General features: G+C 72.5%; 15 protein-coding genes and 1 tRNA gene. 12 read left to right on the top strand and 4 right to left on the bottom strand.

The features are described 5' to 3' along the window. A partial coding sequence (locus OFY01_RS05655; protein WP_266596899.1) for a DUF3662 domain-containing protein occupies window positions 1-567 on the bottom strand: 567 nt, incomplete at its 3' end. A gap of 447 nt (window positions 568-1014) precedes the next feature. Between OFY01_RS05655 and OFY01_RS05650 the strand changes: the two genes are divergently transcribed. Next, window positions 1015-1098, top strand: a tRNA-Leu gene (locus OFY01_RS05650). A gap of 456 nt (window positions 1099-1554) precedes the next feature. Further along, a complete protein-coding gene (locus OFY01_RS05645) occupies window positions 1555-2730 on the top strand; it encodes an IS701 family transposase (protein WP_266596905.1) in 1176 nt (391 codons plus the stop codon). 19 nt (window positions 2731-2749) lie between these two features. On the opposite strand, the gene OFY01_RS05640 is transcribed toward OFY01_RS05645, so the two are convergent. Continuing rightward, window positions 2750-4723 (bottom strand): helix-turn-helix domain-containing protein, encoded by a 1974-nt coding sequence (locus OFY01_RS05640; protein WP_266596897.1) that lies wholly within the window; start codon window positions 4721-4723, stop codon window positions 2750-2752. A 319-nt stretch (window positions 4724-5042) separates the two neighbouring features. Here OFY01_RS05640 and OFY01_RS05635 point away from each other — a divergent pair, with 319 nt between their 5' ends. Together OFY01_RS05635 and pabB are read left to right on the top strand one after the other, a co-directional pair. Continuing rightward, window positions 5043-5768 (top strand): class I SAM-dependent methyltransferase, encoded by a 726-nt coding sequence (locus OFY01_RS05635; RefSeq protein ID WP_266596895.1) that lies wholly within the window; start codon window positions 5043-5045, stop codon window positions 5766-5768. A 70-nt stretch (window positions 5769-5838) separates the two neighbouring features. Continuing rightward, window positions 5839-8058 (top strand): aminodeoxychorismate synthase component I, encoded by a 2220-nt coding sequence (pabB, locus tag OFY01_RS05630; protein ID WP_266596893.1) that lies wholly within the window; start codon window positions 5839-5841, stop codon window positions 8056-8058. A gap of 29 nt (window positions 8059-8087) precedes the next feature. Here the strand turns inward: pabB and OFY01_RS05625 are convergent, their stop codons facing one another. Next, on the bottom strand, window positions 8088-9032 hold the full coding sequence (locus OFY01_RS05625) for a transaldolase family protein (RefSeq protein WP_266596891.1): 945 nt from the start codon (window positions 9030-9032) through the stop codon (window positions 8088-8090). 267 nt (window positions 9033-9299) lie between these two features. On the opposite strand from OFY01_RS05625, the gene OFY01_RS05620 reads away from it, so the two are divergent. Genes OFY01_RS05620 through OFY01_RS05600 form a run of 5 tightly spaced genes read left to right on the top strand, consistent with a single transcriptional unit; the run spans window position 9300 to window position 14260 of the window. Next, window positions 9300-10484: a 3-deoxy-7-phosphoheptulonate synthase gene (locus tag OFY01_RS05620; protein ID WP_266596889.1), complete on the top strand. Its 1185-nt coding sequence runs from the start codon at window positions 9300-9302 to the stop codon at window positions 10482-10484. A gap of 18 nt (window positions 10485-10502) precedes the next feature. Then, window positions 10503-11273 (top strand): 2,3-dihydro-2,3-dihydroxybenzoate dehydrogenase, encoded by a 771-nt coding sequence (locus OFY01_RS05615; protein WP_266596887.1) that lies wholly within the window; start codon window positions 10503-10505, stop codon window positions 11271-11273. Between the two features lie 34 nt (window positions 11274-11307). Continuing rightward, the gene (locus OFY01_RS05610) at window positions 11308-11985 is read left to right on the top strand and encodes an isochorismatase family protein (protein WP_266596885.1); all 678 of its coding nucleotides are present in this window, start codon (window positions 11308-11310) and stop codon (window positions 11983-11985) included. Beyond that, entirely contained in the window at window positions 11982-13865 is a 1884-nt protein-coding gene (locus OFY01_RS05605) for an anthranilate synthase family protein (RefSeq protein ID WP_266596883.1), read from the top strand. The genes OFY01_RS05610 and OFY01_RS05605 overlap by 4 nt, the downstream gene beginning before the upstream one ends. Next, window positions 13862-14260 carry a hypothetical protein gene (locus OFY01_RS05600; protein WP_323135478.1) on the top strand — a complete coding sequence of 133 codons (399 nt, stop codon included), beginning with the start codon at window positions 13862-13864 and terminating at the stop codon, window positions 14258-14260. Before OFY01_RS05605 ends, OFY01_RS05600 begins: the two co-directional genes overlap by 4 nt. A gap of 83 nt (window positions 14261-14343) precedes the next feature. On the opposite strand, the gene OFY01_RS05595 is transcribed toward OFY01_RS05600, so the two are convergent. Then, entirely contained in the window at window positions 14344-14784 is a 441-nt protein-coding gene (locus tag OFY01_RS05595) for an AtaL-like protein (protein ID WP_266596881.1), read from the bottom strand. A gap of 213 nt (window positions 14785-14997) precedes the next feature. Between OFY01_RS05595 and OFY01_RS05590 the strand changes: the two genes are divergently transcribed. From OFY01_RS05590 to OFY01_RS05580, 3 genes are all read left to right on the top strand, one after another. Beyond that, the gene (locus OFY01_RS05590; protein ID WP_266596879.1) at window positions 14998-15684 is read left to right on the top strand and encodes an SDR family NAD(P)-dependent oxidoreductase; all 687 of its coding nucleotides are present in this window, start codon (window positions 14998-15000) and stop codon (window positions 15682-15684) included. A 40-nt stretch (window positions 15685-15724) separates the two neighbouring features. Further along, window positions 15725-16915, top strand: a complete 1191-nt coding sequence (locus tag OFY01_RS05585) for a 3-hydroxybenzoate 6-monooxygenase (protein ID WP_266596877.1) — start codon at window positions 15725-15727, stop codon at window positions 16913-16915. Further along, a partial coding sequence (locus OFY01_RS05580) for a chorismate synthase (RefSeq protein ID WP_266596901.1) occupies window positions 16912-16995 on the top strand: 84 nt, incomplete at its 3' end. The genes OFY01_RS05585 and OFY01_RS05580, both read left to right, overlap by 4 nt.

Genomic DNA, 16995 nt, shown 5'->3' with positions numbered 1-16995 from the left:
GGCGTGGGCCGGGCGGCCGGGCGGCGGCGCGGACGGCATCGGCGGCGCGCCCGCGGGCTGCGGCGGGTAGCCGTATCCGCCGGGGGCCTGGGGCGGCCGGGACGCGGCGGGGCGCTGGGGCTGCTGGCCGTGGGGCTGGCCGTATGCCTGCTGGCCGTATGCCTGCTGGCCGGGGGCCTGGGCCTGGCTGCTGGAGGAGGCGAGGGTGCGGCTGCGTACCCGGTACAGACCCGTGTCCAGGTCGTCCGCCTTCTCCAGGTGCACCTTGATCGGGCCCATGAAGGTGTAGCGCTGCTGCTTGGCGTAGTCGCGCACCATGCCGGCCAGCTCGTCGCCGAGCTGGCCGGAGTAGGGGCTCAGGCGCTCGTAGTCGGGCGCGCTCAGCTCCACGATGAAGTCGTTGGGCACGACGGTCCGGTCGCGATTCCAGATCGTCGCGTTGTTGTCGCACTCGCGCTGCAGGGCGCCCGCGATCTCGACGGGCTGTACCTCGGACTTGAAGACCTTGGCGAAGGTGCCGTTGACCAGCCCCTCGAGGCGCTGCTCGAACTTCTTAAGGACTCCCATGGGGCACCTCCTCCTGGTTGCGTGCCTCGTACCGCTCGGTCCGCTCGTTCCCGGTCGGTACTGCTTCAGTGCTGTCTGGTGCTGCTCGGTGCTGCTTACCGGTGCTTGCCTTGCCTCGTACTGCTTACTGATCGTATCCACGCGCCGGGAAAACGGCTGGTTCCCCTGTGGAGCCCGCCCTATGAGTGTCAACGCTCACAGCACGTTCGTGGATCCCGGCCTGGTTCCGGTCCGGTTCCGATCCGGAGCGTTCTGCGTCCCGGTCTCCCGAGGATCGTAGAGGCGCCCTCCGGACAGTGTCCCGCACGCGACCGTGTGCCGGGCCGGCTCGGCGGTGCGGGGGCCGCCATGAACGGATGTGATTCCACCCTGTCCAGCGTGCTAATCTTCTGGATGTCGGCAGGCGCCCGGCCCGAGAGGGCGAGGCAGCCGGGCGGCACACCCAATGCGCGGGTGGCGGAATAGGCAGACGCGCTGGATTCAGGTTCCAGTGCCCGCAAGGGCGTGGGGGTTCAACTCCCCCCTCGCGCACATCGCGAAACGGGCTCATCGTGACAACGATGGGCCCGTTTCGCTGTGCCCGGAGAGGGCCGCCAGGCCCGTGGAGTCGCCGGGCCGCTGCGAGTGGTGTGTGTGCTGTCTCACTTTTTCGGCCTGAAGAGGCCCTTGGAGACGTTGGCCACGTCCTTCCCCTTTTCCGGACCCCGGGGTGGTGATCCCCCCACCGTCCCAGAGCTCCCTCCCGGTGGCATCGCCACCGTGCCGATACGGCGCGTCTCGGGCGCACAGCGCAGTGAGCGGGGGTCGAGCGGGCTCTGGAGGGCGCTTACCGGCGCGGGGTGAGGGGGCCGACGCGGGCGTGATGGTCCGCCGCCCAGTCGGGGGCCGAGGTGTGTGACGGGTGCACCTGGGCCGCTCAGGGGGCTGCGCCGCACCGTTGGTGAGCGGAGGAAACCCCTGGGGGATGGGAGAAGACCAGTGACGCTGATGAGGGCCGAGCGGCAGGAGATACCAGCGCAACCGCACCGGTATGTGCCCGACACGGTCGTGGGGGACGTGTGCGCCGAGTTGTTCGCCTCGCTGCCGCGCAGCGACCAGCGGCACAAGGGCGAGCTGTACGTACGCGGGCTGCTGCGCGCGCAGGGCCGCAAGTCGGTCCGGAACATCGCGGCGTACGTCGGCGGCCGGGCGGCCGAGCAGAGTCTGCACCACTTCGTCGCGTCGTCCACGTGGGACTGGGCGCCGGTGCGTGCCGCCCTCGCCAAGCATGTGGAGCGCACGATGGAGCCGAAGGCATGGGTCGTGCTGCCGATGGTCATCTCCAAGGCGGGCACCGAGTCCGTGGGGGTCGAGCCGCGGTTCGTGTCGGGGCTCGGGCAGGTCGTCAACAGTCAACAGGCGTTCGGCGTGTGGGCCGTGGACGACGATCACGGGTGCCCGGTCAACTGGCGGCTCGCGCTGCCCCCCAAGTGGCGGGAGAACGTGCGGTCCGTCTCGCCGCACATCCCGAGGTCGGAGCTCGCCGCCGGGCCGCTGGAGTGCGTCGCACGGGCCGCCCGGCAGCTGCAGGGGTGGGCCGGGCCGCCGCGCCGACCGGTCGTGCTCGACCTCAAGGACGCCGAGCCCGCCGCCGTGGCACGCCGGTTCCACGCGGCGGGGCTGCCGTTCCTGTGCGCCGTGCGCGGCTCCGCCCAGGTGCAGTGCTCCGACCCCGCGCTGCCCGGCGCGGAGGGTCGGCCGATGGCCGCGCACCGGCTCCTGCTCATGGCCCGCACGCTGCGTCGCCCGGTCACCTGGACCGATCCGGTCACCCGGGTGTCCGGCACCAGTCTGGTCGCCGGGGTGCGGGTCACCCTGGGCGCGGGCACCCGGCCCGTGCTGCTGCTCGGGGAGTGGACCGATCCGCGCGGCTGGCCGCAACACCACTGGATCAGCAGCCTGGGGCCGATGTCGCTCGGTGCCCAGCTCCGGCTGGCCCGCACGACGCGCACCGTCGACGCGGACTTCACCCGGGTCTCCGTGCCCGTCGGCCTCACCGACTTCAGCGGACGCTCGTACGAGGGCTGGCACCGCCACACCACGCTCGCCTCCGTGGCCCACGCGGTGCGGCTGCTCACCTCTGACGTCCGGAACGGGGAGCCGATGATGACGCGCCCGGCCTGACCACGGCGGGGGGCGGTGGTCAGCCGGTTGCCTGTCTGGCCTGTTCGAGTCCCCGGTTCAGCGAGACGCGGGTGCGCTGGAGCTGAAGGGCCAGCTGCACCTGAAGGGCTCGGGACGGCTTCTGCCAGCCCTCGCCGAGGAGTTCGGTGATGCGCTCTAGGCGGCGCGAGACGGTGTTGGGGTGCACATGCAGCACCTCCGCGGCCCGCGACGGGCTGCTGGCGGAGGCGAAGTACGCCTCCAGTGTGGGGACGAGGACGGTGTACTGCTGGTCGTCGTAGTCGAGGACCGGGCCGATGGCCGAGCTGATGAACGCGTCGACGTCCGGCTGCTCCGAGAGCAGCAGACCGAGAAAGCCCAGGTCGTCCGTGGAGGCCGTGCCGCCAGGGCCCTTGATCCGGGTCACCGCGTCCAGGCACCGGCGGGCCTCTCGGTGGACGCAGGCGATCTCGACGGGGCCGCGGGCCGGTCCGGCCGAACCCACCGAGACCAGGCCGCCCAGCACCTCGGTGAGCTCCTTGGACACCGCCCGTGCCGCCGTGCCGGGTTCGGTGCCGGGCAGCAGCACGACCACGTGGTCGCCCTCGACGTGCTTGAGCCCGTGGTGGCGATGGGCGTACGAGGAGGCCCACGCGGTGGCGCGGCCCCGGCTGCCCTTCTCCACGCGCGCGACGACCACCACGTGCGGGGCCTCCAGGTCGATGTCCAGGCGCCGGGCCTGCTCGGCGACCTGTTCCGGTGGCGGCAGGGACCCTTTCAGCAGACCGCGGAAGAACTCGTCGCGCAACTGGCCCTGGGGCGCGGCGGCTCCGTCCTGCATGAGCAGGGCGACGGTGATGACCTGGGAGGCGAGGGCGAGCAGCTGGAGGCGTCGGTCGTCGGCGGGGTCGGAAGGGTCGGCGCAGGCGAACTCGACGCAGCCGAGCGCGTCGTCACCGGCTCGCAGCGGGGCGACCCAGCGGTGTTCGCCGTGGTCGCCGCAGGGCACGGGCCGGCCTTTGGCGTGTGCCTCCAGCGAGGCGATCGTGAGCTCCCGCTCGTCGGGCCCGGGGGCCTGATCGGCGGTGTGGCCGGTGTTGTCGGGCCGGGCGCCGACAGGGCCGGACAGGACGCGGCCGGCGGCGTCGCGGACGAGCAGGGTGCCGTCAAGGGCCTGGGCGGCCTCGGTGACCAGGGCGGCCAGGCCGGAGCCGCGCAGTACCAGGTCGAGCAGGAGGCCGTGGGTCTTGCTGAGTTCGTGGACGGCGATGGAGCAGTCCTGGGCACGGGAGGTGTTCCGTTCCAGCGCGCCGACCTGGTGCCGGGTCTCCTCCAGCAGGCGGGCCTTCTCGATGGCGACGGCGGCGAGGTCGACGAGCGAGCTCATCAGCGACACCTCGTCCGGCGTGAAGTGCCGCACCCGGCGGTCGGCGACGTAGAGGATGCCGAGGGCGGAGCCCTGGTGCTGGAGGGGGATGGCCATCACCGCGTGCAGCCCCTCGGCGCGGACGACGTCGTCGATGACCTCGGAGTGGGTGAAGCTGTCGTCGGTGAGGTAGTCGGCCGACCAGAACGGAGCCGAGCCTTCGGTGGCGCGGCGGCCGACGCCCCCGGTCAGCGGAACGCTGAAGCCCACGGTGAGCGCTGAGGCGTGGCCGTCGGCGGCGCGGACGCGCGAGCGGTGGGCATCGTGGTCGTCTATCGACACCCATGACATGTCGAGCCCCAGCAGGAGCCGGGCCCGCCGGGTGATGACCTTCAAGAGCGCGTCCACGTCGTAGGGGAGGGTCAGGTCCCTGGCGGTGTCGACGAGCGTGGCGAGGCCGGTCTCGCGTTGCTGGCGGCGGGCGAACAGCGCGTGGATGCCGAGGCTGAGGTCAACAGCGCGGCTGATCCTGGCCAGTTCGGACTTCGACGCCCCGTTGGCTCTGGCCCGGTGGACCAGGTCCTGGAGAGCGTGCGGAGGCGACTCCTTCTGTAGCAGTTCGAGCAGTTCGAAAGCTTCGTTGGCCACGACGGTCCCCCCCGGCACCTGTGCGGTCAGGTCATGCGTGGACAGTGATGCCACACCCAAGCGCAGCTTGTATCGGCGCAAGTATTTCCTTGGGTCCATGACGGGTCAACCAAACGCGGGGCGGCGGCGAGTTCGCTCGCGCTTTGCTCGCACTCCGCTCGAGTGTGACCGGACCACCACGCCAGGCTACGAGGATGTCACTGGGACACCTTCTGGAGGAGGACTCGGAGCGGACACTCTGATCGTCATCAGGGCTCCCTCGGGAGCCATGGCGTCACAGGCGTCACACGACCGCCGTCCATGTCCAGCGAGGAGTCACATGTCGTCCGTGCTCAGGAGTTACGAGCGCTCTCTGCGACGCAGCCGTCTGTCCGCGACCCGTAAGGACCGGCCGCGGGTGTTCACGCTGTGCGGCCGTGAGTGGGACCTCCTGGAGGAGGTCTTCGCGCCCGTGTACTCCCCGTCGACCGGCGTGGCGCTGGAGCTGCTCGGTCTCAACCAGGAGCCGCCGGTGCGTGACGGCAGCTCCTTCCTGGAGATCGGCTGCGGCACCGGAGTCATCGCGGTGATGAGCGCACTGGCCGGGTACGACCGGGTGGTGGCCTCCGACATCAGCCCCCGCGCCGTGGAGAACGCGGCGCTGAACGCCGAGCGCCACGGACTGGGCGGCAGGCTCCGGGCCGTGCACGGTGACCTGTTCCGCGGGCTCGGCGCCGACGAACGCTTCGACGTCGTCTTCTGGAGCTCCAACTACGTGCTGGGACCCGACAGCTACGAGTACGAGTCGGTCCACGAGTGTGCCTACGTCGACGCCGGCTACCGCACTCACCTGCGGTTCCTGGAGGAGGCGCCCCAGTGGCTCACGCCGGGGGGACGGGCGCTGCTGCACTTCAGCGACCGGGGGGACGTGGCCGAGCTGTACCGGCTCGCCGACGCGTGCGGCCGGGGGCTGCGGGTGCTGGAGAGCTGCCGGGTGCGTGAGGGCGAGTACGGCGACGACATCGTCGAGCACATGCTGATCGAGATCACGTGTGACGCCGGTTGAGGAGCCCGGCGCAGCCAGAGGCTGACGGAGCCGTTCTTCGTACCGCAGGACAAGCAGGGGGGATCTCCACATGCGCACGCTTCTCGTCGACAACTACGACTCGTTCACGTACAACCTGTTCCACCACCTGACCGAGGTGAACGGGCGTGAGCCCGAGGTGATCAGCAACGACGACCCGCGCTGGCGCGAGTCGTTCCTGGCCGCGTTCGACAACGTCGTGGTCTCGCCCGGACCGGGACATCCGGGGCGCGCGGCGGACTTCGGTGTGTGCGCCGACATCGTGGCGCGGACCGCGCTTCCGGTGCTCGGTATCTGCCTCGGCCATCAGGGCATCGGGCTGCTGCACGGCGCGGCCGTGGGGCGGGCGCCCGAGCCGCGGCACGGGCGGGTGTCGCCCGTCCTGCACGACGGTACCGGCCTGTTCGCGGGGCTGCCGAGCCCGTTGGAAGTGGTGCGTTACCACTCGTTGGCGGTGACCGATCTGCCGACCGAGCTGGAGGCGACGGCCTGGACGCCGGACGGAGTGCTGATGGGCCTGCGGCACCGGACGCGGCCGCAGTGGGGGGTGCAGTTCCACCCGGAGTCGGTGCTGAGCCGGCACGGGAAGGCGCTGCTGGCGAATTTCGCGGAGCTGACGCGCGTTCACGCGGCTCGGGAGCGGCCCGGTCCCCTCGTGCCCGCCGCGCCCCGTGCCATGAACGGAGAGGCGCGCGGGGACAGAAGCCCGCACGAGCACGACAGCCCGCACGAGCACGGCGGCGCCCGCGAGGAGCGGGCCCCGGACGCGGTGCGTCGTTTGCGGGTGCTCAGCCGGGAGCTGGCCACCCGGTGGGACGACGAGGCGGTCTACGCGCGGCTCTTTCGGGGGCGGGACCACGCCTTCTGGCTGGACAGCAGCCTGCGGGACGCCGGGCGGGGCAGGTTCTCGGTGATGGGGGACGCCTCGGGGCCGCTGGCGCGCGTGGCGACGGCGGACGTGTGGAGCGGCACGGTGACGGTGCGGTCCGCCGCGGGCAACGGCGGCTGCGCGCTCGAGAACATCGAGGCCGGCACGTTTCTTCGGTGGCTGGACCGGGACCTGCGGACCATCGACGCCGATCTTCCCGAGCTGCCCTGCGACTTCGCGCTCGGCTGGGTCGGATGCCTGGGGTACGAGCTGAAGGCCGAGTGCGGGGGCGATCTCGCGCACCGTTCGCCGGACCCGGACGCCACGATGGTCTTCGCCGACCGGGCGCTCGTCCTCGACCACGCCACCGGCACGACGTACCTGCTGGCCCTGGCCGAAGCCCCGGCGGACGCCGAAGCCCCGGTGGACGGGACCGGCGAGGGGACCGGCGTGGCCGGTGCCCGTGCGTGGCTCGACCGTACCGCCGAGGCTCTCGACGCCCTCGCCGGGACCGTGCCGGCCGAGCCCGGTCCGCCCGAGCACGGTGGCGAGATCGCGCTGCGCCACGACCGGGAGGCGTATCTGCGGCTGATCGCCGAGTGCCAGGAGGAGATCGCCGCCGGTGAGACGTACGAGGTGTGCCTGACCAACATGGCCGAGGCGCGGGGTCGTACCGACCCCTGGCAGGCGTACCGGCTGCTGCGGCGCAGGAGCCCGGCGCCTTTCGCGGCGTTCCTCGAGTTCGGCGGTACGGCGGTGCTGAGCACGTCGCCCGAACGGTTCCTGCGGGTCGGGCCGGACGGCGTGGCGGAGTCCTCCCCGATCAAGGGGACCCGCCCGCGCGGTGCGACGCCGCAGGAGGACGCGGCCCTGGTCGCCGACCTGCGGACGCACGAGAAGGACCGCTCGGAGAACCTGATGATCGTCGACCTCGTCCGCAACGACCTGGGGCGCTGCGCGGTACCCGGCTCGGTCGAGGCGACCGAGGTCTTCCGGGTCGAGACCTACGCCACCGTCCACCAGCTGGTCAGCACGGTACGGGCGCGGCTGCGGCCCGATCGGACGGCGGTGGACTGCGTGCGCGCGGCCTTCCCGCCCGGCTCCATGACCGGCGCCCCTAAGATCCGCACCATGCGCGTCATCGACCGCCTGGAGGCGGGGCCTCGCGGCGTGTACGCGGGTGCCATCGGCTACTTCTCGCTGTCCGGGGCGGCCGACCTCAGCGTCGTCATCCGCACCGCCCGGATCACCGGGGACCGGGTGACGTACGGGGTCGGCGGGGCGATCGTGGCGCTGTCCGACCCGGAGGAGGAGTACGAGGAGACCGCCGTGAAGTCAGCCCCTCTGCTCGCACTGACCGGGACGCGCTTCCCGCAGCGGGAGCGGCAGCGGGTCCTGTCCTGACGGCCGCCCGCCCGCTCCCCCGGCACCGCTCACTGCCGCGAACGGCCGAGCTCCCGAGCCTCGACGGCGGCCGCGGCCTCGTCGAGGCTGACGCCGAGGCGCCGGAGGGCGGCCAGGGCGGAGTCGGCCCGATCGTGCTCGCCCAGGAGGGTGTCGCCGCTCAGGCCGCCGCGGCGGGCGGCCTCCTCCAGGGCCGCCGGGGACAGGGCGTGGGCGGTGTTCCAGCCGACAAGGCGGCTGACGCTCGCCGCGCCGCCCGTGGTCCACAGCAGCCGGGGCGGCAGGGCACCGTCGGCCCGCAGCACGCGCCACCAGCCGCCGGCCAGGCGCTGCTCGCGGAGCCGGAACATGCCCCGCGCCATGGCCGGTCCGGCCGTGGCGCGGGCCGGATGGCCGGGGGCGGCGCCCAGCCGGGTCAGCCTGGCACCGACCTCCGCGTCGAGCAGGCCCACCGGGAACGACACGACGACGGGCACGTCGTGCAGACGCACTCCGGCGGCCAGGGCCCGTTCCATGCCCTGGACGTAGGCGTCGAGCACCTGACCGTAGCGCTCGGTGGTCAGCACCATGGAGGCGTGCACGCCTATGGCGTGGGCGAGCAGCCGCACCAGAGCCGCGCGGCCCGGCGCCGACATGGGCAGGCGCATCAGCACGTTGGGGCGGCGCACGGCGGCGTGCAGCATGCGGGCCGCGTCCACCAGCGCCTCGGGGTCCCGTGCCGTCGCGCCGCCGACCGGCACGGACACGTGTCCGGCGCCGCGGTCGGCGGCGTAGACCGGCAGCAGCGCGTCACAGGCGGCGCGGATCAGGCTCAACGGGGTACCGGGAGTGACCAGCGTCCCTCGGAAGGAGTCGTGGAAGGCCCGCTGCCCGACGGCGGTGTCCAGTGCGTCGGCCCCGTCGGGGGACAGCCAAGGGACCGTCCCCTCGGCCGCGAGCTGTTTGAGCAGTAATACGGCTTCTTGACTCACCACGCTGACGACCTTAGGACGGCTGCTGACACGTCACCACGGCCAACCGGACACTTCGTCAAGTAGCGGCGGTGAGGGAAGTGTGCGCACTTGACAGAACCGTGCGCACTTGACGGAACCGTGCGCACTTGACGGAACCGTGCGTACTTGACGGAACCGGCCGTACTTGACGGAACCGGCCGTACCTGACGGAACCGGTCGTCTCCGATGGTTCGGTCTCTCCCCTTCTTCGCAGACTGCCAGCGCATCCGAAGTCACGGCAGTTTCTGTATGGGGAGGTGTTACGTGCAGGGTGTCGCTCAATGGAAGACCCTGCCGGCGGGGCAGCAGCCCGACTGGCCCGATCAAGACGCTCTGGCCCACGCCAGGGCCGTACTCAAAGACGCCCCGCCCCTCGTGGGCGCCGCGGACGTGGCAGAGCTGAGAGCGCTGCTCGCCGCTGCCGCACTGGGCGAGGCACAGGTGGTGCAGAGCGGGGACTGCGCCGAGGACCCCGCCGAGTGCACGCCCGGCTACGTGGCCCGCAAGGCCGCGCTGCTCGACGTGCTGGCCGGCGTGATGAAGGCGCGGTCACTGAAGCCGGTCATCCGGGTGGGGCGGTTGGCGGGCCAGTTCGGCAAGCCACGCTCGAAGCCCACCGAGACCGTGGACGGCGTCGAACTGCCCGTCTACCGGGGGCACATGGTCAACAGCCCCGAACCCGACGCGCGGCTTCGGCGCCCCGACCCGGAGCGGCTCATCGCCGGATACCGGGCCTCGGCGCAGGCCATGCGGTCGCTGGGCTGGCACGGCAACCGGCGCCGCTCGGCGGCCGAGGCACCGGTGTGGACGAGCCACGAGGCACTGCTGCTCGACTACGAGGAGCCACTGCTGCGTGCCGGGCCCGACGGGTCGGCGCTGCTGACGTCCACGCACTGGCCGTGGATCGGCGAGCGCACCCGTGATCCGCGCGGCGCGCACGTAGCGCTGCTGGCCGAGGTCACCAATCCGGTCGCCGTCAAGGTGGGCCCCGGCGCCTCCCCCGAGGAACTGCTGGAGCTGTGCGAACGCCTCGACCCCCGGCGGGAGCCCGGCCGGCTGACGCTGATCGCCCGCATGGGCCGCGGCGCGGCGGCCGAACGGCTGCCTCGCCTGGTGCTCGCCGTGCGGACGGCCGGGCATCCGGTGCTGTGGCTGTGCGACCCGATGCACGGCAACACGGTGTCCACCCCGGACGGCCTCAAGACCCGCTACGTGGAGTCGGTCGTACGGGAGGTGGAGGAGTTCCAGTCGGCGGTCACCGAGTACGGCGGCGTCGCGGCCGGGCTGCATCTGGAGACCACGCCCGACCGGGTGCGTGAATGCGTGGCGGACGCGTCCCGTGTCGGTGAACTCGGAGAGAAGTACGCCACGTTCTGCGATCCACGGCTCAACCCCGACCAGGCGTTGGACGTCGTCTCCGCCTGGCGCGGCTGACCGAAAGGAGGGAGCACCATGGAAGGAAGGATCGCCCTGGTCACCGGGGCGGCAGGCGGCATCGGTGAGGCGGTCGTACGGGCGCTCGCCGCACGCGGTGCGCGTGTCGTCGCGGTGGACCGCGCGGGCGAGCGGCTGCGCGAGATCGTCGAGTCGGTCGTCGTGGGCGGCGGCCGTGCCGAGGCGTTCGTCGCCGACGTCACCTCCAGCACCGAGGTCGAGAAGCTCGTGTCGGACGTCGAGGCGACCGTGGGGCCCATCGAGTACCTGGTCAACGGCGCCGGTGTGCTGCGTCTTGGCGAGGCCCGCACGCTCACCGACGACGAGTGGGCCATCACGTTCGCCGTGAACACCAGCGGGGTGTTCTTCGTGTCCCGGGCGGTGGTCAACCGTATGGCGCCGCGCAGACGGGGCGCGATCGTCACCATCGCCTCCAACGCGGCCGGTACCGCCCGCACCGAGATGTCCGCCTACGCCGCCTCCAAGGCGGCCGCGACCATGTTCACCAAGTGCCTCGGCCTGGAGACCGCCAAGCACGGCATCCGGGCCAATCTGGTGGCACCGGGATCGACCGACACACCGATGCTGTCGTCGATGTGGCAGGACGAGTCCAGCGCCCGCACCTCGATCGAGGGTGTGCCGGCGGCCTACCGCGTGGGCATCCCGCTCGGCCGGCTCGCCCAGCCGGAGGACGTCGCGGAGGCGGTCGTCTTCCTGCTCTCCGACAAGGCCGCGCACATCACCATGCACGACCTGACCGTGGACGGCGGCGCCGCGCTCGGCGTGTGACCGCCCGCACCCCGCCGACCCGAGAGAGGACCGCATGGCAGGTATCCCCGTCATTCGCCCCTACCCGATGCCGACCCGGGCTGAGCTCCCCGAGCCGGCCGTTTCCTGGACCGTCGCCCCCGAGCGTGCCGTCCTGCTCGTCCACGATCTGCAGAAGTACTTCCTCGCCGCGTTCCCCGACGGCCGGCAGCCCGTCAGGGACCTGGTGCGCAACGCCGCCCGGGTCCGCGACCGATGCGCCGCGCTCGGCATCCCCGTCGCCTACACCGCGCAGCCCGGTGGCATGAGCCCGGACGAGCGCGGCCTGCTCAAGGACTTCTGGGGGCCGGGCATGACTCCGAGCCCCGAACACCGTGAGGTGGTGGAGCCGCTCGCCCCCGCCCCCGGCGACTGGCTGCTGACCAAGTGGCGCTACAGCGCCTTCTTCAAGACCGAGCTGCTGGAGCGAATGCGGGCGGCCGGACGCGACCAGCTGATCCTGTGCGGGGTGTACGCGCACGTCGGCGTGCTGATGACGGCGGTGGACGCGTTCACCCACGACATCGAGCCGTTCCTCGTGGCCGACGCGGTCGCCGACTTCGACGCCGACGACCACCGGATGGCGCTGGAGTACGCGGCCGCCCGCTGCGCCAGCGTGACCACCACCGACGACCTGCTGACCGAGCTCACGGCGGACGGCATGGTCGCGGCCGCCGGAAGGGAGACGGCATGACGGCCGACCCGCTGCACCGCGCGCTGGCCGGCGAGGCGGACGCCTTCGCCCTGATCCACCGGCCGTACACCCGCGCCGACGGCCGGGTGGACCTGCTGTTCGGGGACTTCGCCGCCTACGACCGCCTGGCCGACATCCCTCTGCCGCACGCCGGCGCCGGGGCGGCGCCCGGGCAGGACGTGCTGGTGCTCGTCCCCTACCGGCAGCTCGCCGAGCGCGGCTACGACGCCCCGGACGACGGGGCGCCCCTGCTCGCGATGAGCATCGCCGAGCAGCACGCGCTGCCGCTCGCGCAGGTGCTCACCACCGTCCCCGGCGACCCGGTGCTCCTGGCCGCCGAGGGGGCCTTCGACATCGACGACGACGCCTACGCCGACGTCGTGCGCCGCGTCCTCACAGACGAGATCGGCACCGGCGAGGGCGCCAACTTCGTGATGCGGCGCTCCTTCGTCGCCGAGGTGTCCGACTGGTCCCCGGCGACGGCGCTGCGGTTCTTCCGCCGACTCGTGGAGCGGGAGACCGGCGCCTACTGGACGTTCGTCGTGCACACGGGCGAGCGCACCTTCGTCGGCGCCTCACCCGAGCGGCACATCAGCGTCGACGCGGGCCACGCCGTGATGAACCCCATCAGCGGCACCTACCGCTTTCCCACGACCGGCCCGGACCTCGACGGTGTCCTGGACTTCCTCGCCGACCGCAAGGAGGCCGACGAGCTGTACATGGTCGTCGACGAGGAGCTGAAGATGATGGCCCGGGTGTGCGACTCGGGCGGCCGGGTCACCGGCCCCTGGCTGAAGGAGATGGCGCGGCTGGCGCACACCGAGTACCTCATCGAGGGCCGGACCGGACTCGACCCGCGCGCGATCCTGCACGAGACGCTGTTCGCGCCTACGGTCACCGGTTCCCCGCTTGAGAGCGCCGCGCGCGTCATCAAGCGGTACGAGCCCCAGGGACGCGGCTACTACAGCGGTGTCGCCGCGCTGATCGGCCGGGACGCGGCCGGCGCCCGCACGCTGGACTCGGCGATCCTCATCCGTACCGCCGACATCGACGTCAACGGACGGATGCGGGTCGGGGTCGGCGCCACGCTCGTACGCCACTCCGACCCGCAGTCCGAGGTCGCCGAGACCCGGGCGAAGGCGGCCGGGCTGCTCGCCGTCCTCGGTGAGAGCGCCGCGCGGCCGCTGGCCGACCATCCGGCCGTACGCGACGCACTCGGGCGCCGCAACGACACCATCTCCGGGTTCTGGCTGCGGGACGAGGCCGGTCGGGCCGAGCCGGTGCCGGAGCTCGCCGGGCGCAAGGTGCTGGTGGTCGACGCGGAGGACACGTTCACCGCGATGATCGGGCACCAACTGAGGTCGATCGGCGCGCAGGTGACGGTCAGCAGGTTCGACGAGCCCTACAGCTTCGCACCGTACGATCTCGTGGTGCTCGGTCCCGGTCCCGGCGACCCGCGCGACGCCGGCCACCCGAAGATCGCGCACCTGCGGGCCGCGGTGGACACGCTGCTCGCCGAGCGGCGGCCGTTCCTCGCCGTGTGCCTGAGCCACCAGGTGCTCGGCGCCCGCCTCGGCCTGGGCCTCGTGCGCAAGGAGCACCCCAACCAGGGGGTGCAGCGCGAGATCGACCTGTTCGGGCGGCGTGAACGCGTGGGCTTCTACAACACGTTCGCCGCGCACAGCGGAGCCGACTTCGTGGAGGTGCCCGGTCTCGGTGAGGTCGAGGTGTGCCGGGAGCCCGACACCGGTGAGGTGTACGCGCTGCGCGGCCCCGGTTTTCGCTCGATGCAGTTCCACCCCGAGTCGGTGCTCACCGAGGACGGAGTCCGCGTCGTCGGCGAGGCTCTCGCCAACCTGCTCCAGGAGCAGCTCGTATGACGGCCGGGAAGGAGGCGGACACGGCGATGAAGGCGACCGTCGCCTGGTGGGACCTGGCCGGCACCGGGCACACCGTGGAGTCGCTGCGGGCGTATCTGCGTGACGAGGCGGTCGACCGGTTCTCCCGGATCGAGGGCCTCAGGCTGAAGTTCTGGATCGCCGACGCGGCGGCGCGCCGCTGGGGCGCGGTGCTGCTGTGGGAGTCCGCGGCGGCCGCGGCCCGCCCGTTGCCGCCGCGGGCGGCGGAGCTGATCGGCCGCCCGCCCGTCCAGCACACCGTCTTCGACGTGGAGGCGGTGGTGGAAGGCGCGTACGCCGAGGCCGCGTTGGCGGGGCGGGGGGCGCTGTGGCAGACAGGTGGCCTGGCGCCGGAGGGGGACGCGAGCCGCGCGTGACGTGACACGGCCCGAGGCGGCCGGTCCGGGCAGATGCCCGGGCCGGCCGCGGTCTTGGCTGCCCTCTGTCGTGTCGGGCGTGCTCAGCTCCTCTCGACGGCGGCCCGCAGGGCGGCCGTCACCGCGTCGACCGTCTCGGTGAAGTCCCGATGCCACGCGCGCGCATCGTGGCGCCCGGCATCGGTGAGGACCAGGGCGACGGTGAGCGTGAAGCGGCCCGGCGGGTCCTCGCGCAGCTCGTTGCGGATCACGGCGATGTCCGGGGTGTTCAGGTGCCGGAAGACGATCACGCCGTCGCGCTCGTTGGCGGTGACCCGTTGCAGGAACACCCTTTCACAGCGCCGCACTTCGCGCAGGAAGCCGTCAGGCCGGCGCTCCACGACACGGGCCCGCGTGATGGCGGGAACGTACTGCTGCGGCTGCTCCGCCTTGTGCAGCAGGGCCTGCCACAGGCGGGCGCGCACACGGGTGCGCTCGGCGCCGGTGGCCCCCGCGACGACACGGGTCCATGAGAGCGTGAGCATCACCGCAGTGTGCGCTGAATTCCCGGATTCCGGGGCCGGGCGGCCCCGGTTGCGTCATCTCCACGGAAATCGGCCGGGAGACCTGACGGACATGCGGCGGAACCTGACGGAATTCCGTCCCGGCACTGCCGTCCATTTCCTGAATTCCCCCAGGGTGACCTCGGGCCATTTCCGGCCATCCACCGAGTTCAGCCGAGATACAGGGGGAGCCCGATGTCTGTTCGGTTCGACGGCCAGGTCGCTCTCGTCACCGGGGGCGGCGAGGGGATCGGCCGGGCCGCCGCCGTCGCCTATGCCCGTGCCGGAGCCCGGGTCATGGTCGTCGGCCGCCACGGCGACCAGCTGAGGACGACCGTGGAGCTGGCCCGCCACAACGGTGCTGTCGCCGAGGCGCTGGTGGCCGACCTGACGGAGGCGGGGGGCGCCGAGTACGCCGTGACCGCGACCATCGCCCGGTTCGAAGCCCTGGACGTCGCCTTCAACAACATCACCGAGCGCTCCGCGCGGCAGCCGGTCGCCGACATCCACGAGGACGTCTGGGGCCGGACCCTGGCGGCCAACCTGACGGGGGTCTGGCGTGCCATGAAGCACGAGATCGCGCACATGGAGCGGGCCGGCGGCGGCGTCATCGTCAACACCGCGAGCAACATCGGCGTCCAGGGCATGCTGCCGGGCCTCGGCGCGTACGCCGCGTCGAGCGCCGCGGTCAGCGCGCTCACCCGCACCGCGGCCCGCGAATACGCCGCGAAGGGCATCCGCATCAACGCGGTCAGCCCCTGCCCCCTGGGCCGGGGCACCGGCGCGGAGGAGATCGCCGACACCGTCGTGTGGCTCTCGTCGGGCGCGGCGGCCTACATCGTCGGCCACGACCTGGTCCTCGACCGCAAGACGTCCGAGTGACCCGTTCCTGACCCCAACGACCAGAGGGATGTGAGAGACGATGGCCGACATACTCGTCGCCGGAGGGGGTATCGGCGGTCTCGCCGCGGCGCTGGGCCTCGCCCGGCATGGACACCGGATCACGGTTCTGGAGCGCCGCGAGCTCTTCGCCGAGGTCGGCGCGGGCATCCAGCTCGGGCCGAACGCCTTCGCGGCCCTGGACCTGCTCGGCGTCGGGGAGGAGGTCCGCCGCCGCGCCGTCCACATCGGCGAACTGCGTTTCATGGACGGCACCACCGGCGCACGCGTGGCCGCCCTGCCGCTCACCGGCGCATACCGTGCCCGCTTCGGCAACCCGTACGCCGTCGTCCACCGCGCCGATCTCTACGTGCCACTGCTGGACGCCTGCCGACGCGAACCGGCGGTCCGGCTGCGCGGGCGCCGGCACGTGGTCGGCTACGAGCAGCGGGGAGGCCGGGTCCGGGCGCTGCTCGCCGACGGCGGACACGTCACCGGCGACGCGCTGATCGGCGCCGACGGACTGCACTCCGCGATCCGCGCCCAGCTGGTCGGTGACGGCACGCCGCGCATGTCCGGGCACACCGTCCACCGGGCCGTGATCCCGATGGCCGAGGTGCCCGAGGAGCTGCGGTGGAACGCCGTGACGCTGTGGGCGGGCCCCCGATGGCACTTCGTGCACTACCCGATCGCGGGCGGCACGCACCTCAACCTCGCGGCCACCCTCGACAACGGCGCCACCGAGGCGGTCGCGGGGGTGCCCGTCGACCGCGCCGACGTGCTCGCCTCCTTTCCCCGTCTGTCGGGACCCGCGCGGCGGCTCCTGGAACTGGGCCGGGACTGGAAGGCATGGACACAGTGCGACCGCGACCCCGTGGACCGCTGGACCGACGGCCGGGTCACGCTGCTCGGCGACGCCGCCCACCCGATGCTCCAGTACGCCGCCCAGGGCGCGTGCCAGGCGCTCGAGGACGCGGTGCTGCTCGGCGAGCTGCTCGACGGCTGCCCCGCCGACTACGAGCAGAGGCTGGAGAAGTACGGGGCCCTGCGCCGTGAGCGCACCGCCCGTGTCCAGTCGGTCTCCCGCCATCTGGGCCGGCACGTGTACCACGCGGCCGGTGAGGCACGCGTGGAGCGCAACGCCATGCTGTCCTCGCTCACCGCGGACGACCTGCACGACCAGCTGGCCTGGCTGCACGGCGTCACCGGCTTCGGGCAAGGGGCGCGGCGTTGAGCGGGTTGCGCTGGCTGACGGCGGGGGAGTCGCACGGCCCCGCACTCGTGGCGACGCTGGAGGGGCTTCCCGCCGGCGTT

It is taken from the genome of Streptomyces beihaiensis (assembly GCF_026274175.1).
In the GTDB taxonomy this organism is placed as follows: Bacteria; Actinomycetota; Actinomycetes; order Streptomycetales; family Streptomycetaceae; genus Streptomyces; species Streptomyces beihaiensis.
This window is presented reverse-complemented; position numbering and strand designations above follow the sequence as displayed.